The sequence below is a fragment of the Curtobacterium sp. MR_MD2014 genome (assembly GCF_000772085.1).
Lineage (GTDB): Bacteria > Actinomycetota > Actinomycetes > Actinomycetales > Microbacteriaceae > Curtobacterium.
This window is the reverse complement of sequence record NZ_CP009755.1, coordinates 1,026,747-1,048,347: the sequence shown is the minus strand read 5'-3', so window position 1 is coordinate 1,048,347 and position 21,601 is coordinate 1,026,747. Positions and strand designations below refer to the sequence as shown.

17 protein-coding genes are annotated in these 21,601 nt (G+C 72.2%); 5 read left to right on the top strand and 12 right to left on the bottom strand.

The genetic code is table 11. The features are described from left to right. Nucleotides 1-29 precede the first annotated feature (29 nt). The 7 genes from NI26_RS04850 to NI26_RS04820 all read right to left on the bottom strand — a co-directional run bounded on the left by NI26_RS04850 (nt 30) and on the right by NI26_RS04820 (nt 11,888). Entirely contained in the window at nt 30-3,221 is a 3,192-nt protein-coding gene (locus NI26_RS04850) for a GH92 family glycosyl hydrolase (RefSeq protein ID WP_066653114.1), read from the bottom strand. 13 nt (nt 3,222-3,234) lie between these two features. Continuing rightward, on the bottom strand, nt 3,235-4,197 hold the full coding sequence (locus NI26_RS04845; protein WP_066653112.1) for an endo-beta-N-acetylglucosaminidase H: 963 nt from the start codon (nt 4,195-4,197) through the stop codon (nt 3,235-3,237). Nucleotides 4,198-4,283: 86 nt separating this feature from the next. After that, complete coding sequence (locus tag NI26_RS04840; protein WP_066653110.1) at nt 4,284-7,313, bottom strand: alpha-mannosidase; 3,030 nt, start codon at nt 7,311-7,313, stop codon at nt 4,284-4,286. A 66-nt stretch (nt 7,314-7,379) separates the two neighbouring features. Then, nucleotides 7,380-8,759, bottom strand: a complete 1,380-nt coding sequence (locus NI26_RS04835) for a glycoside hydrolase 5 family protein (RefSeq protein WP_066653108.1) — start codon at nt 8,757-8,759, stop codon at nt 7,380-7,382. After that, nucleotides 8,759-9,724, bottom strand: coding sequence for a carbohydrate ABC transporter permease (locus NI26_RS04830; protein ID WP_200884135.1), 966 nt, complete (start codon nt 9,722-9,724; stop codon nt 8,759-8,761). The genes NI26_RS04835 and NI26_RS04830 overlap by 1 nt, the downstream gene beginning before the upstream one ends. Beyond that, entirely contained in the window at nt 9,721-10,593 is an 873-nt protein-coding gene (locus tag NI26_RS04825) for a carbohydrate ABC transporter permease (RefSeq protein WP_058727596.1), read from the bottom strand. The genes NI26_RS04830 and NI26_RS04825 overlap by 4 nt, the downstream gene beginning before the upstream one ends. Next, on the bottom strand, nt 10,593-11,888 hold the full coding sequence (locus tag NI26_RS04820) for an ABC transporter substrate-binding protein (RefSeq protein ID WP_066653105.1): 1,296 nt from the start codon (nt 11,886-11,888) through the stop codon (nt 10,593-10,595). The genes NI26_RS04825 and NI26_RS04820 overlap by 1 nt, the downstream gene beginning before the upstream one ends. Nucleotides 11,889-11,991: 103 nt before the next feature. Here NI26_RS04820 and NI26_RS04815 point away from each other — a divergent pair, with 103 nt between their 5' ends. The 3 genes from NI26_RS04815 (at nt 11,992) to NI26_RS16795 (ending at nt 13,669) form a co-directional block, all read left to right on the top strand. Continuing rightward, the gene (locus NI26_RS04815) at nt 11,992-13,050 is read left to right on the top strand and encodes a LacI family DNA-binding transcriptional regulator (RefSeq protein ID WP_066653103.1); all 1,059 of its coding nucleotides are present in this window, start codon (nt 11,992-11,994) and stop codon (nt 13,048-13,050) included. A 48-nt stretch (nt 13,051-13,098) separates the two neighbouring features. Then, complete coding sequence (locus tag NI26_RS04810) at nt 13,099-13,416, top strand: hypothetical protein (RefSeq protein ID WP_066653100.1); 318 nt, start codon at nt 13,099-13,101, stop codon at nt 13,414-13,416. Between the two features lie 100 nt (nt 13,417-13,516). Then, nucleotides 13,517-13,669: a hypothetical protein gene (locus NI26_RS16795; protein ID WP_158407736.1), complete on the top strand. Its 153-nt coding sequence runs from the start codon at nt 13,517-13,519 to the stop codon at nt 13,667-13,669. A gap of 36 nt (nt 13,670-13,705) precedes the next feature. On the opposite strand, the gene NI26_RS04805 is transcribed toward NI26_RS16795, so the two are convergent. The 4 genes from NI26_RS04805 to NI26_RS04790 form a co-directional block, all read right to left on the bottom strand. Beyond that, the gene (locus tag NI26_RS04805; protein WP_081984730.1) at nt 13,706-14,593 is read right to left on the bottom strand and encodes an EamA family transporter; all 888 of its coding nucleotides are present in this window, start codon (nt 14,591-14,593) and stop codon (nt 13,706-13,708) included. Between the two features lie 22 nt (nt 14,594-14,615). Continuing rightward, nucleotides 14,616-15,278 (bottom strand): response regulator transcription factor, encoded by a 663-nt coding sequence (locus NI26_RS04800; protein WP_066653098.1) that lies wholly within the window; start codon nt 15,276-15,278, stop codon nt 14,616-14,618. A 60-nt stretch (nt 15,279-15,338) separates the two neighbouring features. After that, nucleotides 15,339-16,955: a sensor histidine kinase gene (locus NI26_RS04795; RefSeq protein WP_066653096.1), complete on the bottom strand. Its 1,617-nt coding sequence runs from the start codon at nt 16,953-16,955 to the stop codon at nt 15,339-15,341. Between the two features lie 94 nt (nt 16,956-17,049). Continuing rightward, the gene (locus NI26_RS04790) at nt 17,050-18,456 is read right to left on the bottom strand and encodes a serine hydrolase domain-containing protein (RefSeq protein WP_066653093.1); all 1,407 of its coding nucleotides are present in this window, start codon (nt 18,454-18,456) and stop codon (nt 17,050-17,052) included. A 33-nt stretch (nt 18,457-18,489) separates the two neighbouring features. Here NI26_RS04790 and NI26_RS04785 point away from each other — a divergent pair, with 33 nt between their 5' ends. Together NI26_RS04785 and NI26_RS04780 are read left to right on the top strand one after the other, a co-directional pair. Further along, complete coding sequence (locus tag NI26_RS04785; RefSeq protein WP_066653091.1) at nt 18,490-19,143, top strand: FMN-binding negative transcriptional regulator; 654 nt, start codon at nt 18,490-18,492, stop codon at nt 19,141-19,143. Further along, nucleotides 19,140-20,618 carry an amidohydrolase gene (locus tag NI26_RS04780; RefSeq protein WP_081984729.1) on the top strand — a complete coding sequence of 493 codons (1,479 nt, stop codon included), beginning with the start codon at nt 19,140-19,142 and terminating at the stop codon, nt 20,616-20,618. Before NI26_RS04785 ends, NI26_RS04780 begins: the two co-directional genes overlap by 4 nt. A 46-nt stretch (nt 20,619-20,664) precedes the next feature. Here the strand turns inward: NI26_RS04780 and NI26_RS04775 are convergent, their stop codons facing one another. Beyond that, a complete protein-coding gene (locus NI26_RS04775) occupies nt 20,665-21,594 on the bottom strand; it encodes an Fpg/Nei family DNA glycosylase (protein WP_066653089.1) in 930 nt (309 codons plus the stop codon). Nucleotides 21,595-21,601: the final 7 nt, after the last annotated feature.

Genomic DNA, 21,601 nt, shown 5'->3' with positions numbered 1-21,601 from the left:
GCGGACCGACCAGCACCGGGTGCGCCGGGTCAGTGCACGTCGGTCCCGTCCGTGACCGTGCCGTCGGCCGCGATCAGCTGCAGCTGCGTCAGCACCACGGGTGTGGCAGCCTCGAACGCCAACGTCCCGCCGGTCACCCCGCCCGCGAACCGGAAGACCCGGGTCTGCCCGGCCCAGGTGAACGCCGCGTCCCGCTCCTCGACGGCGTGCACCACCGTGCCGTCCGCACTCCGGAGCACCGCACGCCACGAGGCCGTCACCGGCGCTGCCGCGGTCACGGTGTACAGGGACGTCCCGGCCGCGGTGACCGGCACCGACACCGACTCCCCCGCGGTGAGCGCCACCGGGGTCAGTCCGGTGTCGTCGGTCAGGGGCGACGCCCCCACGGGCAGGACGTCGTCGGGGGTGTCCCGGAAGCCGTGCAGCTCGGACGCCGAGACCGGTCGGGTGTCCGCAGCCCACCCCGTCGGGGCCTCCGCCAGGGTGACGACGATCCGCTCCGCGGCGGCGACCACCGTGTGCGGGATGCTGATCGAGCCCCACGGCTCACCGTCGACCGTGACGGACGCGATGAACCGTCCGTCCCCGGCGGTCTCGATGACGGTGGACGCGCCTCCCGGCCGTCGCAGGACCGTCCGCCGGACCGACGGCGGGACGAGCACGTAGGTGCCGGTCGCCGGTGCCAGCGGGTACAGGCCGATCGTGGCGAGGACGTACCAGGCGCTCATCTCGCCGTTGTCCTCGTCGCCCGGGTACCCCTGACCGAGGTCGGAGCCGACGAAGAGCCGGTCGAGGCACTCGCGGACGATGCGGTGCGCGTCGTCGTGCCGTCCGGTGAACATCGGGAAGAACGGGATGTGGTGCGCGGGCTGGTTCGACAGGCCGAGCATCCCCGTGCGGACGTCGCGCGCCTCGGTCATCTCGTGGATGGCGAACCCGTAGGACCCGGACCGGTCGGTGGCGCCGGTCTCGGGCCGCTGCAGGAACCGCTGGAAGGCGTCGTCGAAGCCGGCCGGTCCACCGTGCAGGTCGACGATCCCGGCGCCGTCGTGCGGAGCGGTGAACATCGTGCCCCAGGCGTTGGTCTCGGTGTAGTCGCTCCCCCACACGTCCGGGTCGAAGTCGTCCCCGGACCGCCAGGCGCCGTCCGGCGTGCGGCCGATGAAGAACCCGCGCTCCCGGTCGAAGACGTTCCGGTAGCGGAGCGAGCGGCGTGCGAACCACTCGTGCTCGGCCCGGTACCGTCGCTCGCCGCCCGCGTCACCGGTGGCCGCGGCTCGCGTGGCCATCGTGTCGGCCAGGACGGCGACGCCCCAGTCGTTGATCGCGGCGTCGAGGGTCCACGACATCCCCTCGTCGGTCGCCGTGTCGACGTACCCGCGGAGGTCACCCGGGAGGCTCCCCTTCCGCCCGACGCGTCGGTCCGGTGACGGGACGGTCGCGTTCCGCACCGCGGACCGGTACGCCTGCTCGACGTCGAAGCCGTCGACACCCTTCGCCACGAGGTCGGCGAGGACGGTGTCGCTCGTCGTGCCGGTCATCACGTCCTCGGCCCCTGGCGCACTCCACCGCGGAGTCCACCCGCCGTCGGTGAAGTGGCCGACGACCCCCTCGGCGAGGTCGGCGGCGGTGTCGGGCGTGAGCAGCGCGAGCAGCGGCCAGGCGGTCCGGTAGGTGTCCCAGAACCCGTTCGTGGTGGTGAGCGGGCCGTCGACGACCTCGGGCCCGGGCTCGTCGCGGATCGGCACGGTCAGCACGCCGCCGTACGGGGAACGGTGTCGCGGGCTCCCGGTCAGCGCGGTCTCCCCCGCCCGGGTCGGGTGGAGGAACGCCCGGTACAGGCCGGAGTACAGCGAGACGAGCTGGTCCGGGGTGGCGCCCTCGACCTGCAGTGTGTCGAGTTCGGCGGTCCAGCGTTCCTCGGCGTGCTGGTACATCGCGTCGAAGTCACCGGCGGCGTCGAGGTTCGCGACCGCGTCCTCGGCGGACACGGTGGAGATGCCGAGGAGCACGTCGGTGTCACCGGCGACCTCGACCCGTCCGCGGAGCTCGCCGTCGACGAACGTCGTCCGGTCGGCGAGGGCGTTCCCGATCCGCACGTGCACGTGGTGCGGCGGCGTCTCGGCCCGGTCGTCGAGCAGGGCGTCGACGACCGCGGTGCCGTCCTCGATGCGGACCGTGCACGAGCGGAGGACGCCGTGGTGGTCGAGGACGATGCTGCGGACGCCTGCGAACCGCCACGCGAGGGCGAACTCCCCGGCGGTCATCTCGGCGGTGACGCCTGCGTCGAGGGTGACCCGGTAGCGGTGCGGGCCGTCGGCCTCGTCGACGTGGTCGAAGCCGAGCGCGCGGGCGGTCCGGTCGAGGTCGGGGTCGGCGAGCGGGGAGGGCATGACCTGGAACACCCCGCGGTCGGCCATCCACGGCGAGGGCAGGTGACTCGTCGCGAACGCCTGGATCGTGGGCCGGTTGTCGCTCCGCCGGTTGTGCTCCTGGTAGGCGTACGGCCACCGGCTGTCGGCAGCGTCGGTCATCGGCAGGCCGAAGACACCTCCGTGCGGGAGCCCGACGAGGGGCGCGGTGTTGCCGCGCGAGAACGTGCCGGACGAGTGGGTGCCACGCGTGGTGCGGACGTGGTCGAGCGGTCGGGCACCCTCCGGCAGGTAACCGGTCGCGCGCCCGGCGGGTCCGATCCGGACGTCGTCGAGCCAACCGCGGACGGCGGTGCCGGGGTCACCGTCGGGCGCGGGCCGGTCCGCTCGGCCGAGCCGGGCCTCCAGACGGTCCACCGTCCGGCCGACGTGCGCCGACAGGTCGACGGTCCGCCGGTTCCACTGGTCGACCCACTGCTTGCGGGCGTCGTCCTGCGCCTCGGGGGTGACGAGGTCGCCGTACTGGTCGCGGGCGCCGCCCGCGCTGAGTCGGGTGCCGTCGGTGAAGACGACGTCGAGTGCGAACGCCGTGGCGGCCCAGAACCGGTCGAGGTCCGTGGTCGTCGGCTCGGTCCGCCCGTCGGGCAGCGACCGCTCCGGGAACCAGACCCAGGTCAGGACGTCGGTCGGCCCGACGTCGTGACCTCGGTGCCCGTCGAGGACCTGCACGGTCCCCGTCGGGTCGGTCTGCTCGATCGGGGTCGCCTGCTGCGAGACGAACCCGACCCCGTTCCGGGCCGCGACCGCGGTCACGGGGCCGGTCTGGCCGCCACGGCGTTCAGCACTCATCGGTCGGTCGTCCTCACTCGTGGGTCGTGCTCTGCCCGTACAGCACGTTCGTCAGCCCGGACACGTACCCGCTGACGTCGCCGTCCGGCAGGTTGTACGTCATGAAGACGCCGTACCCGTCGGCCTTCGAGCGCTGCGCGAGCGACACCGCCGTCGACTGCGGGGTGTTCTGGATGTCGACCGCCGCCGCCGAGAGCCGGTCCTTGCCGAGCCCCGGGATCGACGGCGCCGAGTACGTGCCGTAGTAGGGGTTCCAGGCGTAGTCGAGCTGGGAACCGATCGCGCTGCTCGACGACGACAGGGCGTCGGACGCCGGGCCGATGTCGTAGAACGAGACGAGCTTGTCGGGCATGTCGGCGCGCAGGGCGCTGACGAGCCAGCCGATCGACTGCTGGTTCGGCTGCGGGGTGCCGTCCGTGCCGTAGTCGGAGTACTCGTCGTCGAGGTCGACCCCGTCGAGGCCGTACTCCGCGACGGTCGCGGAGACCTGGGCCGCGAAGTCCTCGGCGGCGGCCTGCGTCGGGAAGTTCGCGATGCCGGTGCCCTGGTGGTTGCCGAGGATCGACAGCGACACCTTGATGCCCTTCGCCTGCAGCGGCCGGATCTGCGTGGCGGCGTCGTCGAGGGTGCGCTGCACGTTCTCGTTGGCGTACAGCACCGCGTTGCCGTCCGCGTCGCGGTTGATGTTCGCGGCGAAGATGATCGCCACGTCGAAGGCGTTCGCGCCGTTCGCGAGCCGGTAGCGGCCGACGTTCGCGAGCTGGTCGTTGTTGACCTCGACGTAGGCGATGCTCGTCGGGCCGTCCTTCGTGGGGACGTCGTGCGGCTGCTTCCCGTGGCCGACGCCGTGGTACGCGCCGACCCCGTGGGAGAGGCCGGTCGGGGACGGTGCCGCCGACGCTGCGGCCGGCACCATCGGTGCTGCGAGCATCGCGGCGAGCGCCGCCACGATGCCGATCTTCACGGACTGCTTCATGTCACTCCTCATCGAGTGGTGGACCGGTCGACCGGTGCCGACCGGGGACCGCCGCTGGGGATCCCGAACCCCCGGCGGCGGGGGTCTCAGGCGCGCGGGTAGCGGAAGGTCCGGACCTCGTACGCGTCGACCGGGAAGGCCGCGACACCGTCGGTGAGCGCGGCGACGCCCGGCAGGGCGTCGTCGACCTCCTCGAGCAGCGTCACCTCGACCGGGTCGCCGAAGACGCCGGGCTCGGCCACGGCGATGCCGCCGGTCCCCCGCCGCCCGCTCGGCTCGTACACGCGGACGACCAGGTCGCCCGAGCGGTCGTCGGCGAGCTTGACGCTCGACAGCACGACGTCGCCCGACACCTGCACGAGCGGCTCGAACCCGTGGGCGCCCGTGAGGCGCCGTGCCGGGGCGTTCATCACGATGCCGGCCGCGGTCGCGCCGAGCTGGTCCGTCCCGACGACGATGCCGTACCGGTGGGTCTGCACGCCCTGGTCGGTCTCCGGGTCGGGGAAGCGCGGTGCGCGGAGCAGCGAGAGCCGGACGGTGGTGGTGACGTGGCCGTCGACGGCGTCACGGGTGGTGTCGAAGCCGTGGATGGACGAGTTCACGAGGGCGACCCCGAACCCGGGCTCCTCCACCAGCACGTAGCGGTGCATCGACGTCTCGAACTTCGCGGCCTCCCACGAGGTGTTCGTGTGCGTGACGCGCTTCTGCGCGCCGAACTGCGTCTCGGCGACCGTGTGCTCGGCGCGGACGTCGAGCGGGAACGCCACCTTGAGGAACTTCTCGGTCTCGTGCCAGTCGGTCGTCTGGTCGAACTCGAGCGTGCGGGAACCGGGCGCGAGCACGATCTCCTGCGTGACGGTGGAGTCTCCGAACGAGCGCGACACGACGATGCGCGCGATACCGGCGGCGTCGACCGATGCGTCGAGCGAGTCGACGGAGACCAGGTCCTCGACCCGGTTCCGGTAGTACCGGTCGACGTCCCACGCGTCCCACATGTTCGGGAAGTCCTGGTGCAGCTGCAGCAGGTTCGCGGCCTGCCCCGGGGCGATCGCGTCGCGTCCGGTGGCCAGGTCGACGGCGCTCGTGACGAGCCCCTGTGCGGTCACGACGATCCGCACCAGGTCGTTGGTGAGCACGTACCCGCCGTCCTGCTGGGCCAGCGAGACCGGCTCCGCGGTGGGCACGTCGGTCGCCGGGAGCGCACCCTGCACGGGAGCACCGGCCTGGAGGACCGGGGCCGGGTTGACGACGACGGTCTCCGTCCCGGGGCCGGCGAGTGCCGACAGCGCGTCCTCGATGATCGCGGTCAGGGCTGCGGCCGTCTCCGCGTACTTCGCGACCGCCTCGCGGTGCACCCAGGCGATCGAGGTGCCGGGGAGGATGTCGTGGAACTGCTGCAGGAGGACCTGCTGCCAGAGCGCGTCGAGCTCGTCGTACGGGTACACGAACCCGGTGCGTGCCGCGGCGGTCGTGGCCCAGAGCTCGGCCTCGATGAGCAGCTGCTCGCACCGGCGGTTGCCCTGCTTCGTCTGGTGCTGGCTGGTGAGCGTGGCGCGGTGCAGCTCGAGGTACAGCTCCCCCACCCACACCGGCGGGTCCGGCAGCTCCGACTTCGCCCGGTCGAAGAACGCGTCCGGGTGCTCCCACCGGACCTTCGCGCTGCCCTCGAGGTCGGCGAGGCGTTCGGCCGTGCCGGTCATCTCGCGCGTCGTGCCCCCGCCACCGTCACCCCACCCGACCGGGGCGATCGACCCCGTGGCGAGGCGGTTCTCACGGAACTGGCGGGAGGCCTTCGCGACCTCCTCCCCGGAGAGCCGGGAGTTGTAGGTGTCCATGGACGGGAAGTGCGAGAAGACCCGCGACCCGTCGATGCCCTCCCAGAGGAAGGTGTGGTGCGGGAACTTGTTCACCTGGTTCCACGAGATCTTCTGGGTGAAGAACCACTCGAAGCCCGCGCGGCGCATGAGCTGCGGCAGCGCCGGCGAGTACCCGAAGCTGTCCGGCAGCCAGACGCCCTTCGGCCGGATGCCGAACTCCCGCTCGAAGAACCGCTGTCCCTGCGAGAACTGCCGCACGATGCTCTCGCCCGTCGGCATCACGGTGTCGGACTCGACCCACATGCCGCCGAGGGGCAGGAAGCGACCCGCCTCGACCGCGGCCTGCACCCTCGCGTAGACCTCGGGCCGGTGCTCCTTGATCCAGGCGTACTGCTGCGCGCTCGACATGCCGTAGAGGAAGTCGTCGGTCTGGTCGATGAGCTCGGTCATCGTCGAGGTCGTCCTGGCGACCTTCCGGATCGTCTCGCGGACGGGCCACAGCCACGCGGAGTCGATGTGTGCGTGCCCGATCGCCGAGATCGTGTGCGCCGAGGCCGCTGCGGGCGCGGCGAGCACGTCGGCGAGTGCGGCGCGGGCGTCCGCTGCCGTCCCGACGATGTGCTGGAGGTCGAGCCGGTCGAGGGCGTCGTCGAGTGCCTGCAGGATCCGCATCCGCCGCGGGCCGTCGGGCAGCTGGGCCTGGAGTTCGAGGAGGACCTCGAGGTCGAGCGACAGGTCGTGCACCTCGGACGCGAACACCGCGAGGTCCATCCGGCGGCTCGTGTACAGCCGCTTCGACGACGAGGTCTGCACGTCGCCCTCCTGCGTCGGCAGGAAGGGGTGGTAGTCGAGCAGCACCGGGTTCGACGCGGCCTCGACGAAGAGCTCGACGGTCTCGCCGCCCTCGGCCCGCTCGGTGACGAGCACCCACTGGTTCCGCGGGTTGATCGACTTCACCGGCGTGCCGTCGGCCAGGTACACGAGCCCCTCGCACTGGAACCCGGGCATGTTCTCGTCGAAGCCGAGGTCGATCACCGCCTCCACGCGCTGCCCGGCGTACTCCTGCGGGATCGTGCCGGACAGCCGGAACCACGTCGTGCCCCAGGCCGCGCCCCACGGCGTCCCCACCTCGTACGGCGTGAAGTCGAGCTGCAGACCGGCGGCGGGCGGGACCGGCTCACCGGGCAGCTCGTGCCAGGCGGCTCCGAGCGGCACCGCGGTCGCGTGCACCGCGGGCAGGATCCGCTCGTCGAGGACCCGTCGGGCGCGTCCGGTGGTGAGGGGGATGTCGTCGTGCATGGGGTCCTTCCGGGTGGACGGATCGGGGCGTGGTCGGGCGGGGCGGTGTGTCGTGGTGGGCCGGGGTCAGGGCATCGTCGCGGGGTGGGCGATCGACAGCGCGGTGCCGGCGAGGTCGTCCGGCACCTCCACGGTGCTCCTGATGCCCCTGGCCGCGGTGTGCGCGGTGTCGGGCAGCCGGGAGCGCAGCACGACCTGGGGTCCGCGGCCGTCCGTGGCGGACTCGGCGCACGCGAGCCACGCGGCCGCGAACCGGCCACCGGGGGCGCAGTCCGCACGCACCCCGTACCGGGGCGAGCCGTCCGGGAGCACGTCGTCCAGCACGACCGCGGTGGTCGGCGGCGCCGCGGGGGCGGGCAGACCGGTCCGGGCCAGGGCGGCGAACGCCTCGCCCGCGGGCTTCAGCCGGCCGTCGTTCGTGAACAGCCCGAGGTCGTACTCGAGCTCCGGGAAGTCGGCGAGCGACCGTGCGACGTCGTGCGAGCACCACCAGGTCACCCCGAGCAGGTCCTGGGCGCCGGCGACGTGCCGGATGGTCCGGTCGGTGAACGCGGCGGCGTCGGCCGGGTCGACGACGTTCGTCGGGGCGCCGACCTCCTGCAGCCAGTTCGGTCGACCGGGCTCACGGTTCCAGGCCGCGGCGAGCTGGAGCAGGTACTCCCCGTGCCGCACCGACCCGGCGCCGAGTGCGCCGTGCAGGGCCGCGGACCCGTTGAACACCCACGAGTGCGTGACCGTCGCGTCGCCGTGATCCGCCGCGTGGGCCGGACCGAAGGGCTGCGTGTCGTCGTACCAGGCCGCGTCGTACTGCGCGACGGTGACCAGCGGCGCAGGACGCGACCCGGGGGCGGCAGGAGCCGACGAGGCGGACGCGGGTGGTGCCTCCCGGCCGGCGGACGACCCGACCGTGGACCCACCGGACAGCCCGCGCCGCGCCGCCGCGACCATCGCCGCGGCCCACGCGTGTCCCTGTTCCGCGGTGATGTCGTGCGGTGCGGGGTGCGGTGCGTGCGCGAACTGGTTGACCTCGTTGCCGATCGAGATGCCGAGCAGGTTCGGCTTGTCGGCGACCGCCGCGGCGAGTGCCTCGACGTACGCGGCCGTCGACGCGACCACGTCCGGATCGGTGAACATGTTCCGGCGGTGCCAGCTGTCGAGCCACGACGGCACGAAGTCGAAGCTCGACAGGTGCCCCTGCAGCGCGTCGACGTTCACGTCGAGCCCGAAGGAGCCGGCGATGTCGACGACGGTGGCGACGTCGCGCAGCGCCGCCTCCCGGATGAGCGTCCGGTTCGGCTGGACGACCGGCCACAGCGGGAAGATCCGCACGTGGTCGGCACCGAGCGAGGCGATCTGCTCCATGTCCCGCGCGGTGTCCGCCGGCGAGAAGTCGAGCCACGAGTGGAACCAGCCGACCGACGGGGTGTGGTTGACACCGAAGCGCATCAGCCCTTCACCCCGCCCTCTTCGACGCCCTTGAAGAAGAAGCGCTGCAGGACGGCGAAGATCACGGCGATCGGGATGAAGGCGATCATGGTGCCGGCGGCGATCATGCGCTGGTCGGTCGCGAACGTGCCCTGCAGGTACTGGAGTCCCACCGTCAGCGTGAGGTTCTCGGGCGACTGCAGCACGATGAGCGGCCAGAGGAAGTCGTCCCACGCACCGATGAACGAGAAGATCGCGATCACCGCGATGGTCCCCTGCACGGCGGGCAGGGAGATGTACCGGAGGCGCTGCATCGCGTTCGCGCCGTCCACCACCGCGGCCTGGTCGATCTCCTCGGGGATCTGCCGGAACGCGTTGAACATGAGCAGCACGTTGAGTGCGGCGATCATGCCCGGCAGCGCGACGCCGACCAGGTTGTCGGCGAGCCCGAGGTCCTTGACCGTGACGAACTGGCTGATGATCGTCGCCTCGCCCGGCAGCACCAGGGTGGCCAGGAAGAGGCCGAGCACGAGCTTCCGGAAGCGCCACTGCAGGCGGGCGAGGGCGAACCCGGCGAGGGTGGCGAACACGATGTTGCCGAACACGTCGATCGCGGCGACGAGCAGCGAGTTGCCGATGTACCGGAAGACCGGGATCGCCGCCGCCACCTTGAGGTAGTTGTCGAACGTCGGCTCGCTCGGGATGAACGACGGGTTCGCGGTGTAGATGTCCTCGCCCGCACCCTTGAGCGAGGTGGAGAACTGCCAGAGGAACGGGCCGATCGTGATGAAGAGGACGACCACGAGCAGGACGTAGCGGACGACCTTCTCACGGGTGGACATGACGCCCCAGACCCGGCGGCGCTTCCGCGGTGTCGGTCCGGAGGCGCGTCCGCGTGCCGTCGCGCCGGTCACGTCCGGTGCGGGTGCGGCGACGCCGGCGGCGCCCCCGATCACGGGTTCCGTGGTGCTGGTCGTGTTCGTCACTTGTCCGCCTTGCTGTTCATGCGCGCCAGGGCGAGCATCGGCACCAGCGTCACCACGAAGAGCAGCAGGCTGAGCGCGGACGCGTAGCCGAGGTTGCCGGTGAAGCCGCGGGCGTACTGCTGGATGAGCATGACGAGCGAGTTGTCCTGCCCGCCGGGTCCGCCGGTGCCGTTGGTGAGGATGTAGAGCTCGCTGAACACGCGGAGCGCGCTGACGCACACCAGGATGCCGACGAGCGTCATGGTGCCGCGGACACCGGGCATGGTCACGGACCAGAAGCGGCGGACCGACCCGGCACCGTCGAGGGCGGCGGCCTCGTGCAGGTCCTTGCCGACGTTCCCGAGCGCCGCGAGGAAGATGATCATGTAGTAGCCGAGGCCCTTCCAGACCGTCAGGCTGATCGCGCTGATGAGCAGCAGCCACCGGTCGGTGAGGAACGGGATGCCCGCGCCACCGAGCGCCTTCACGATCTCGTTCACCACGCCGCGGTCGTCGAGGATCCACGTCCAGATGAGCCCGACCACGACGGCCGAGGCGATCACGGGCGTGTAGTACGCCGTACGGAAGAACGCGATCCCGGGGAGCTTCTGCTGCACGAGCACCGCGATGAGCAGCGGCAGGACGGTGAGCAGCGGCAGGCAGATCGCCATGTAGATGACGCTGTTGAGCAACGCCTCCCACACCTGCGGGTCGGCGAGCAGGGTCTGGAAGTTGCGGACGCCCACCCACTGGCTCACGCCCCCGAGCGGGCTGGCGTTCGTGAACGACAACCGGACGGTGTTGATCGACGGCCAGAGGCTGAACGCGAGGAGCCAGACGAGTGCCGGCAGGACGAGCAGCCAGGGCGTGAACCAGCGGTTGGCGCGCATCAGCCGTTGGCCAGGAGCGAGTTCATCTTGTCCTGCGCGGTCTGCAGGGCCTTCTCCGGCGAGACCTGCCCCTTCATGGCGAGGGCGATCTGCTGGTCGAGGAAGTCCGTCATCGCGGAGTTCGCCTCGACCGGGTTGAGGACCTTCGCCTCCTTGAGCGCCTCGTTCGCGAGCACGCGGGCCTTGCCGTTCACGGTTCCGTCGTCCTTCGAGAAGTACGGGTCGGACTGCGACGAGACGGTCGACGGGAAGATGTTCACCTGGTGGGCGAACGCCTCCTGGTTCTTCGCGTTCGTCATGTACTGCGCGAACGCCTCGGCGGTGGCGAGGTGCTTCGACTTGCTGGACACCGACAGGCCCTGCACGTACAGCGGCGGGGTGTCGAGCGCCGGGCTGACGGTGACGTTGCCCGTGAGCGACGGGTTGCTCTTCTCCATGTCGGCGAGCGCGGTCGCACCACCGGTGGTCCAGGCGACCTTGCCCTGCGTGAAGAGCGTCGAGTTGCCGAGGTAGTCGCTGTTGAGGACGTTCGACGGCATGTAGCCGTCCTGGTACGCCGTCCTGTACCGGTCGATCAGGTCGGCGGCCTTCGACGAGTCGGCGAACGTGAACTTCGTCCCGTCCCCGTTGACCACCTTGACGCCGGCGAGCGTGAAGTCGCCGAGCCCGGGCTTCCGGCTCATCAGGTAGTCGTCCGGGCACTTCTCGTGCATCGTCTTCGCCTGCGTGAACAGCTCGTCGGTGGTCTTCGGCGGGTCGTTCGCGTCGAGCCCGCACTTCGCGAACATCGTCGAGTTCCAGTAGTCGACGTCGGTGTTGAGGTACCAGGGGTAGCCGTAGGTGCCGTCGAGTCCCTTGTACTCGTACGAGTCCAACGCGCCGGCGACGTACGTGCTGCTCAGCGTGCTGTCGTCCTTCGAGATGTCCTGCAGGAACCCGCGCTTCGCGAGCGGCAGCGCGATGTCCGGCGGCAGGTTGATGACGTCCGGCAGCGAGTTCGACGACGCCTGGCTGAGCACCTTGTCCGCGTAGCCGTCGCCCGGCTGGTCCTGCAGCTTCACCTTCGCGTCGGGGTGTTCCTGCTCGAAGCCGTCGATGACGCCCTGCAGGTAGTCCGTGTAGGTCGGCGTGAGCGCCCAGGTCTGCAGGGTGATGGTGCCCTCGACCTTGCCGTTCCCTCCGCCGGTCGCGCCGCTGCTGCCGCTCGAGCAGCCGGTCAGGACGAGGGCGGTGGCCGCCGCGGTCGCGAGCAGCGCTGCCGCGCGGCCCCTCGTCGGTCGTGGTGTGGTCCTCATGGCGTTGTGACTCCTTCGTCATCCTGCTCAAGCGGTTCAGCCGTCGTGTGCTGCAACCGGGTTGCGTGCCACTGTGCGGGACTAAAGCGTTATAGTCAACCCCGTGCAACCGAAGCGTCGGACGACGATCGCCGACATCGCCGCCCGAGCCGGCGTGTCCATCAGCGCGGTGTCGTTCGCGCTCAACGACCGACCGGGCGTCTCCCCGGAGACCCGTCGACGGGTGCAGGAGATCGCGCGCGAGCTCGACTGGCAGCCGCACACCGCGGCGCGCGCGCTCGGTGGAGCCCGGGCGGGCTCGATCGGGTTCGTGCTGAACCGGCCCGCACGCACCCTCGGGACGGAGTCGTTCTTCGGCGACCTGATCTCCGGGATCCAGCTCGGTCTCGCGGGCACCCACGTCGGCATGACCCTGCTCGTGGCGCGGGATGCGGACGAGGAGCTCCAGACGTACCGGGACTGGTGGCGGGGCCACCGGGTCGACGGCGTCGTCGTGATCGACCCGAGACAGGACGACGACCGCCTGGCCCTGCTCGCCGAGCTCGGGATGCCGGCCGTCGTCGTCGGGTCCCACCCGTCACCGGCGGGTGCGGCGCCGAGCGTCTGGATCGACGACTCCGACGCCACCGAGACCGTCCTGCGCTACCTGCACGCCCTCGGTCACCGCCGCATCGCCCACGTCGCCGGTCCTCCGGAGTTCGAGCACACGGCGATGCGCACGGCGCGCCTCGAGACGTTCGCCGCGACCGAGGGGCTCGAGCGGACGGTGTCGATCCCGACGGACTACTCCGCGGAGGCCGGCGCCCGTGCGACGCGGACGCTGCTGTCCGGCACCGACCGGCCGACCGCGATCGTGTACGACAACGACGTGCTCGCCGTCGCCGGCCTCGGCGTCACGAGCGAGATGGGGATCGCGGTCCCCCACGCGGTGTCGATCGTCTCGTTCGACGACTCCGCGATGATCCGCCTCGTGCGACCCGCGATCACGTCCCTGACCCGCGACACGGTCGAGCTCGGGCAGCGGGCCGCCGTGCTCCTGCGCGAGCAGATCGACTCGGGCGCGGTCCTGCCCTCACGCCCCGGCCCCTCGCTGACCCTGAGCGTGCGCGACTCCACCGGTCGCGCACCGACACGCCCGCACGGCGGCCGTTCCACACGCTGACCGCGCGGCTGACTTGACGCCGGTTCGAACACACGTTCGAATACCCCTGTGGGACGGCGTCGCGAGAACCGGTGGCAGCCCCCGGAACACCCGGAGGTCGAACGCCCGCGCGCCTACTCCCTGTCGGAGGATGCCCGCGGGCCCGACGTCTGCCACGCGGTCACCCCCGCACCAGTGTGGGCGTGGATCCAGTTCCCCACGTTCCACATCCGCGTGAAGGGCTTCGCGAAGAGCTGGACCCGTGATGCCGTGCTCGTCGAGTGGGCGCAGTTCGGGCAGCAGGCCGACGCCTGGGTCTGGCGGTCGGCCGTGAAGCACCGCACGCTCCGCGCCGACCCACGGCATCCAGGGAACGCACCGCATTGACTTCCACCCGCATCACGAGGATCGTTCTGCCCGTACCGCTTCGTCGAACTACACGATCATCGAGAAGTTCGACGGCAACGACCCGACGAGAGGAGGCACTGTGAAGAGGAACGAGGTGCCGTCCTGGGTCGCCCACGTGCTCACCCCGCCGGAGGTCATCGCGGCCTACGTCGAGCGCCGGATCAACGATCCGGCCCTGCTGTCGGGTGTGCAGTCGGAACCCACGTACGCGGACTTCCTGCGCGCCGAGTAGGCGGTCGGCCGGGAGGCACGACGGACGTCCCCGACGTCAGGGAACCTGCCCCGCGCCTCCCGTCCGACCCGCGTCAGGTCGCGCGCGACCGCGTCGCGCCGACAGGGTGACCCCGACGCTGGCGACGCTCACGCAGGCCAGGGCGACGACCTCCTGCACCGCGAGCTCCTCGTGCAGCACCACGAGGCCCGCCAGGGCCGCGATCGCCGGACCGAGGCTCTGCAGCACACCGAACACCCGGGTGGGCATCCGGCGGAGCGCGAGCATCTCGAGGGCGTACGGCAGCACGGTCGAGAGCAGCGCGACGCCCGCGAACACGAGCAGCAGCGACGGGTCGCCGACCACGCCGTCGACGGCCGGACGGAGTCCGGTCGGCAGCGACACGAGCATCGCGACGACCATCGACACCGCCAGCCCGTCGACCCCGGGGATGGCGGCACCGACCCGACGGTTCATCACGATGTAGCCCGCCCAGCACGCGGCAGCGGCGATCGCGGCGACGACGCCCCCGACCGCGGTGACCGCGGCCGGACCGACACCGAGCAGCACGACCCCGGCGAGCGCGAGGGCCGCCCACGTGACGTCCCGCCACCGTCGGGTGTGCGCGAGCGACAGGGTGAGCGGTCCGAGGAACTCGATCGTCACGGCGACGCCGATCGGGATGCTCGCGAAGGCCACGTAGATGAAGACGTTCATCCCGCCGAGCGCGAGGCCGAGCAGCACCGCCGCCGTCCACTGCCCGCGGGTCCAGTGCCGGACGCGCGGGCGCACGACGAGCAGGAGCACGAGCGCACCGATGACGAGCCGGAGCGCAGCGGCACCGACCGACCCGACCTCGTCGAAGCGGGTCTTCGCCAGCGCGGCACCGATCTGCACCGAGAGCATCGCGGCGAGGGCGAGCACCGGTGCGGGGACGCGGGTCACGGTGCGGTCGCCATGCGTCGGGTCAGCCGAGGTACGCGAGCACGGCGAGGACGCGGCGGTGGTCCTCACCGGTGTCCTCCAGGGCGAGCTTGCCGAAGATGCTCGACACGTGCTTCTCGACGGCTCCGGTGCCGATCACGAGCGCACGGGCGATGGCGGCGTTCGTGCGCCCCTCGGCCATCAGCCCGAGGACCTCGCGCTCGCGGGGCGTCAGGGCGGCGAGCGGGTCCCGCCGACGACCCATGAGCTGCGTGACGACCTCGGGGTCGAGCACGGTGCCGCCCGCGGCGATGCGCCGGACGGCGTCGTCGATCTCCTCGAGCCGGGTCACGCGGTCCTTGAGCAGGTACCCGATGCCGGTCGCCCCGGCGGCCAGGACGTCCTCGGCGTAGGTGGCCTCGACGTACTGCGACAGCAGCAGGACCCCGGTGCGGGGTGCGACGCGGCGGGTGGCGACGGCGGCGCGCACACCCTCGTCGGTGAAGGTCGGCGGCATCCGCACGTCCATGACGACCACGTCGGGGGCACCGTCGGGCAGCGTGGCGAGGAAGGCGTCCGCGTCGGCGTACTGGCCGACGACGTCGATGCCGGCCTCGTCGAGCACGCGGGCGAGCCCCTCGCGCAGGAGCACCGCGTCGTCGACGACGACGGCCCGGATGCGTGCTGCACCCGGGCCGTCGCTCATGCCGACCAGCCTAGTGGGAGCGGGTGCGCCGACCGTGGCGCCGGGCCGCTCCCGACGTCGTCACCCGCGGACGACGGGGACGCCGTTCAGGGCTCCGAGCGGGATCCGGGCGGTGGCCTCGGTCGGACCACCCTCGGGGCTGTTCACGACGAGTTCGCCGTCGAGGGCGCGCATCCGCCCCATCAGGCCCTCGATGCCGTGGCCCTCCTGCGGTCGTGCGCCACCACGGCCGTCGTCGGTGACGCTGACCGTCAGGTACCAGAGGCCCGAGGCGTCGACGATGAGCCCGAGGTACACGCCGGCCGTCGAGGCACCGGCGTGCTTCGTCGTGTTCGTCAGGAGCTCGCTCACCGTGAAGTACACGTTGCGCTGGATCTCCGTCGCGAGCTCGAGCCCCTCGGGCAGGCGGACGTCGAGCCCGACGGGGATCGGCGTCCGGGCGACCAGTGCCTCGAGCGCTGCCACGAGTCCGCGGTCGAGCAGGATCGGCGGTGCGAAGCCGCGGGACAGGGCGCGGAGCTCGTCGAGGGCGTCCTGCGCGTGCTCGGTCGCCTCGCCGATGAGCCGCTTCGCCTTCTCCGGGTCGCGGTCGAAGGCGCGCTCGGCAGCGGCGAGGTCCATGCGGAGCCGGACGAGCCGCTGCTGCGGACCGTCGTGCAGGTCTCGCTCGATCTGGCGCAGTGCCTGGCCCTCGGCCGTCACGGCACCCGCGCGGGAGGCCTGCAGCCCGGCGACGCGCTGCTCGAGCTGCTCGGCACGGAAGCCACCGAGCAGACCGAGGTCGATCCAGTAGTGGGCGAGCACGGAGCCACGTGCCCAGAGGGGCAGGAGCGCCACCGACGCGGCCATCGACAGCAGACTGAGGAGTCCGATCGCGAGCAGCGCGGCACTGTCCGAGCTGGGCAGGTACATGCCGCCCACGCCGAGGAAGCCCCAGGCGACGGCGACCACGAACGGCCAGGCGAACCCGGCGAGGAGCACGACACCGGCTCCCACGGTCACGAGTGCCGCGAGCGGGTAGACCACGGCCGCGTGCAGCAGGTACAGCCAGTAGTGCGGGTTCGCCACCGCGGACCCGGTGCGCGTCCACCAGTTCTGCTGCCACCGCGGCGTCCAGTCCACCGGACGGATCGGCCGGGGGTCTGCCCACCCGATGCGGGTCTTCTCGAACTGGCCGAGCCACCGCGCCACGAACAGCGCGATGAAGAACATCAGGAGCACGAACGGGTTGAACAGGTCGCGCAGGCCCCGCCCGAACAGCGCCGCGGGGAACGCCGCGTACAGCGTGCAGAGCAGCACGGCCGTCAGCGCCATGTAGCCGAAGTCGCGCGGCAGGCGACGCCAGGCCTCGCGGTAGAAGCGACCGGCGGTCATGCCGGAGCCGGCACCACCCCCGTTGCCCGGCGCACCCGCGGCGGCGAAGGGCGGCTGCCCCGCTGCACCCGCGGGGGCGAAGGGCTGCTCCCCCGGAGCGGACGCCCGCCCCGTGGTCGGTGTCGCACCCCATCCCGAGGGCGCCGAGGACGGGCCGCCGTCGGGCGTGCGGGGCTGTTCGGGCATCGGCTTCGTGGCTCCCTGGGGCACGGCTCCGTCGAGCGGGACGGTCTGTGCACGATCGGCGGCATGGTCTTCCAGCGGGACGGTCTCGGCCTGGTCGAGGCGGTCGGTGTCGGTCATGGGTCCAGCCTCACGGAGCCCGTCCCCGCGTCCCATCCTGCCGTCTCCCGGATCGGGGGTGGGGTTGTCCCCACCCCCTGCGCCCGTCGCGCCGTCAGACGAGGGCGGCGGCGACCTCCGGGGACTCCTCGGGGACCGACCACGGGCGGTGCGTCATGCCGCTGTCCCCGCGGAACGACACGACGGCGCCGGTCTCGTCGCGCGCGTAGGTGATCCGCTCGTCCACCGAGCCGAAGCGGTTCCCCGCCGCCATCACGAGCGTGTCCTCGTCGACGACGCCCAGGCGCACCGGGGACTCGGTCGGCACCGGCTGCGTCGGGTCGATCGCGAGCAGCCGGTCCCCCACCCGTGCGACGTCGGTGATGCCCTCGAACGTCGTGAACCGTCCCGTGTACCGGTCGGTGTCGACGCCCTCGGGCAGCTCCGGGCCGGGGGCGTGCTCGTCGGCCGCGGCGTCGAGCAGGTGCACGATGCCCGTCGCGAGCATCCCCGCCGGGCCGGTCGCGCTGCTCGTCAGGACGGAGACGACGAGCGACGACGCCGGGTCGAACACCGTCTGGGTGATCTGGCCGGGGAAGCCGCCGGAGTGCCCACGGACCTCGCGCCCGCCGATCCGGTCGACGATGAAGCCCGCGCCGTAGCCCCGCGCGGCCGGATCGGTGTCGAGCGCGCTCCAGGCCTTCCGCTGCGCCAGGCGCTTCGCGTGGTCGGACAGCAGCGAACCCCGGCCGGGCACGTGCGCCGAGAAGTACCGGACGAGGTCGGACGCGGTGCCGTGGAAGCCCGTCGCCGCGGCGAGCGCCCCGGTCGTGACGTGCGGGACACGCTGGCGGGTGCGGGCGGTGTGCAGGCCCGTGTAGCCGACGACGAACTCGTCCTCGCGCGCCGGGTCGTACTCCGGCCCGGTGCCGGTGAGTCCGAGCGGCTCGACGATCGCACGCCGGACGTGCTCGGCGTAGGTCGTGCCGGTGACGGCCTCGATGACGAGTCCGAGCAGGCCGTAGCCGAGGTTCGAGTAGTTGAAGGCCGAGCCGACGGGGACCTTCGCGCCGCCCTCGACCACGAGCGCGACGAGCTGGTCGGCGTCCGGGAACGGGTGGTCGAGCGCCCAGTGGTCGCCGTCGGCACCGTCACGCACGACACCGCCGCCCATCTCCATGAGCTCGCGCACCGTCGCGTCGGCGATCGGCGACCCGGCGTCGACGAGGGCGGGCACGAACGACCCGACGGTGTCGTCGAGCCGCAGCGCGCCGGCGTCGGCGAGCTGCAGCAGCGCGGTCGCGGTGAAGGTCTTCGAGTGCGACGCGATCCGGAACAGGTCCGTGGTCGTCAGGCGCCGTCCGGCCTCGACGTCCGCGTGACCCCAGGCCTCGGAGAACAGCACCTCGTCCTCGAATCCGATCGCGACCTGCACGCCCGGGAGCCGGAGCTGCCACACCTTGTAGTCGATCCACTCACGGACGTAGGGCAGGACGGACTCGTACGCGGCGCGCTTCTCCATGCCGACCAGCCTCGCATGTGCCACGCTCGTCGCATGCGGCACACACCCCACTTCCTCATGACCGACGTCGACGAGGTGCGACGTCTGATCGACGGGCACCCGTGGGCGACGATCGTGTCGCACACCGCCCAGGGGCTCGTCGCCTCGCACTACCCGTTCCTGCTCGAGGCGCCGGGACCGGACGACGATCCCGACGCCTTCGTCCTCGTGTCGCACGTCGGCCGACCGGACGAGGTCGCGCACGAGCTCGGCCAGCACGAGGTCCTCGTCGTGTTCCAGGGCCCGCACGGCTACGTCTCCCCCGCCTGGTACCCACCGGAGCAGTTCGTCCCGACCTGGGACCACGTGACGGCGCACTGCTGGGGCACGCCGGAGATCCTGTCCGACGAGGAGAACTTCCGGGTGCTCGGCGAGCTGGTCGACCACTTCGAGCGCGTGATGCCCGAGCCGGTGTCCCTCGACGTCGACCCCGCGACCGCCCGCCGCGCGGCGAAGGGCACCGTCGGCATCCGCATCCGGGTCACCCGGTTCGACGCCCGCGCGAAGCTCTCGCAGAACAAGGCTCCCGAGGTCGTCGAGCGGATCGTCGCCGGGCTCCGCGGCGACGGCCCGTACGCCTCGCCAGCGCTCGCCGACGCCGTCGAGCGCGCCCAGGTGGCGCGCCGGGACGACCGGGAGGCATCGTGACCGACGTCCTGCTCCGCACCGTCCGCCGGGTGGGCACCTCCGGCGCGCCGTGCGACGTCCGCATCGTCGGCGGCCGCGTCGACGCGGTCGCCCCCGCCGGCACGCTCGACCCGCCCACGGGCGCCGACACCGACGTCGTCGAGACCGACGGCGCGTGGCTCGGTCCGGGGCTCGTCGACCACCACGTGCACTTCGACCAGTGGGCCCTGGTCCGCCGGCGCGTCGACGTGTCCGCCTGCACGTCGGCGGAGGCGACGGCCGAGGCGCTCGCCGCGGTCGCGCGCACCGGGGTGTCGGACCTGGTGCTCGTCGGCCACGGCTACCGCGACGGGACCTGGCCGCGCCCCGCACGACGCGAGCTGCTCGACGGTGCCGCACCGGGCCTCCCGGTCGTCGTCATCAGCGCCGACCTGCACGCCGTGTGGTGCAACGCGCTCGCGCTCGCCCACTGCTCGGCGCTCGTCGGACGGCCGCTCGTCGCCGGGGACGACGGGGTCCTGCGCGAGCAGGACGCCTTCGACGTGACCGCGGTGCTGTCCCGGGTGCCGGACGACGTGCTCGACGACTGGGCGGCGGAGGCGGTCGACGCAGCGGCCGCCCGCGGCGTGACGCGTGTCGTCGACCTCGAGATGGTGTCCGGACTCGCCCGCTGGACGCGACGGGTCCGCGCCGGCACCGACGGCCTGCGGGTGGACTGCGGGGTGTACCCGGGCGGCCTCGACGCGGCGATCGCCCGTGGCCTCCGGACCGGCGACGTCGTGGACGGTACCCGTGGCCTGGTCCGGACGGGTCCGTTCAAGGTGATCACCGACGGCTCGCTCGGCACCCGGACCGCCGCGTTGACGTCGGGCGAGGGGGTGCTCGCGTACCCGTTCGAGGACCTCGTCGCGATGGTCCGGCGCGCGGTCGACGCCGGACTCGTCCCCGCCGTGCACGCGATCGGCGACCGGGCGAACACCCTGGCGCTCGACGTGTTCGAGGCCGTGGGCGCGCGGGGCAGCATCGAGCACGCCCAGCTGCTCGTCGACACCGACGTCGACCGGTTCGCCCGGCTCGGGGTCGCTGCGTCCGTCCAGCCCGAGCACGCGATGGACGATCGGGACATCGCGGACCGGTACTGGGCGGGCATGACCGACCGGGCCTTCCCGTTCGCGTCGCTGCACCGGGCCGGTGCGGAGCTCCGGCTCGGGTCGGATGCTCCCGTGGCGCCGCTCGACCCGTGGGTGTCGATGGCGGCCGCGGTCGGGCGGGACCGCGACGGACGCACACCGTGGCACCCGTCCGAGCGGCTGGCGGCGCTGACCGCGTGGCGCGGCTCGACCGAGGGCGGTCGGGTCGGCGTGTCCGTCGGCGACGTCGCCGACCTGGTGCTGCTCGCCGCGGACCCGCTGGCGGTCGCCGACTCGGCGTCGCTGCGGCACGCCGAGGTGCTCGGGACCGCGATCGCGGGACGGTTCACGCACCGCGACCTGTAGCGGCGCCGGCGCCTCCTCGTCCCCTGGCTCCTCCTGGTTCCCGGCGTTACTCCTGGTCCTTCGGGCACCAGTAGAGCTTGCGTCCGGCCATGTCCGCCATCCGGATCTCGGTGCCGCACACCCGGCAGGGCTCCCCCTCGCGGTGGTACACCCAGTGACGGTCCTTCCGCGAGCGCACGGCCTTCGCCTGGTCGGCCTCGGACAGGTCGTCCATCGTCAGCATGAGGCCGTCACGGACCCCCGCGTGCAGCAGCTTCGACCAGTCCTGCCAGAGCGCCTTCGCCTGCTCGACGGTGATCTTCCTGCCGGGCTTGTACGGGTCGATGCGCTGCCGGAAGAGCAGCTCGGCCCGGTAGATGTTGCCGATGCCCGCGACGACGGCCTGGTCCATGAGCAGCTGCCCGATCGCGACGTTCCGCTTCCGGACGTTGTCGACGAAGGTCTGCTCGGCCTCCGGGCCGTCGTCGTTGATCGGGTCCGGCCCGAGCTTGTCGAGCGCGCGCTGCACCCCGGCCGGGTCCTCGACGACGCAGGCCGTCGGTCCGCGGAGGTCGGCGACGGTGTCCTCGGTCAGGATGCGGACGCGCACCTGGCCGACCGGGTCCGGTGGGAAGGACTCGATCGGGTCCTCCGACTTCTCCTGCTCGGCCATCCGGTACCGGGCGAGCCGCGGGGCGCCGATCGACGACAGCGACTCCTCGCCGTCGCCGTCCTCGGACAGCGCCTCGGCCGACGAGATCACGCCCGCGAAGTCCCACGCCCCGTAGAGCCCGAGGTGGACGCGGAGGAACAGGTCGTCCTCGAACTCGAGGAACATCTGCTTCGCCACGGCCCGGGCGGCGACCATGCGCTTGCCGTCGAGCTGGGCGGCACCGGCGGCGAACCGCCCCTGTGGGCTGGAGACCTCGCAGCGCTTGCCGACGAAGTGCCGGGAGAACTGGTTCGCGATGCGGTGGACGGAGTGACCCTCTGGCATCGGTCCT

Bases quoted from the DNA above. Each gene is read 5' to 3' on its own strand.
- NI26_RS04845 (WP_066653112.1), bottom strand. From the start codon at position 4,197: ATGAAGCAGTCCGTGAAGATCGGCATCGTGGCGGCGCTCGCCGCGATG.
- NI26_RS04850 (WP_066653114.1), bottom strand. From the start codon at position 3,221: ATGAGTGCTGAACGCCGTGGCGGCCAGACCGGCCCCGTGACCGCGGTC.
- NI26_RS04785 (WP_066653091.1), top strand. From the start codon at position 18,490: ATGCGGCACACACCCCACTTCCTCATGACCGACGTCGACGAGGTGCGA.
- NI26_RS04835 (WP_066653108.1), bottom strand. From the start codon at position 8,759: ATGCGCTTCGGTGTCAACCACACCCCGTCGGTCGGCTGGTTCCACTCG.
- NI26_RS04795 (WP_066653096.1), bottom strand. From the start codon at position 16,955: ATGACCGACACCGACCGCCTCGACCAGGCCGAGACCGTCCCGCTGGAA.
- NI26_RS04775 (WP_066653089.1), bottom strand. From the start codon at position 21,594: ATGCCAGAGGGTCACTCCGTCCACCGCATCGCGAACCAGTTCTCCCGG.
- NI26_RS04840 (WP_066653110.1), bottom strand. From the start codon at position 7,313: ATGCACGACGACATCCCCCTCACCACCGGACGCGCCCGACGGGTCCTC.
- NI26_RS04800 (WP_066653098.1), bottom strand. From the start codon at position 15,278: ATGAGCGACGGCCCGGGTGCAGCACGCATCCGGGCCGTCGTCGTCGAC.
- NI26_RS04825 (WP_058727596.1), bottom strand. From the start codon at position 10,593: ATGCGCGCCAACCGCTGGTTCACGCCCTGGCTGCTCGTCCTGCCGGCA.
- NI26_RS04790 (WP_066653093.1), bottom strand. From the start codon at position 18,456: ATGGAGAAGCGCGCCGCGTACGAGTCCGTCCTGCCCTACGTCCGTGAG.
- NI26_RS04820 (WP_066653105.1), bottom strand. From the start codon at position 11,888: ATGAGGACCACACCACGACCGACGAGGGGCCGCGCGGCAGCGCTGCTC.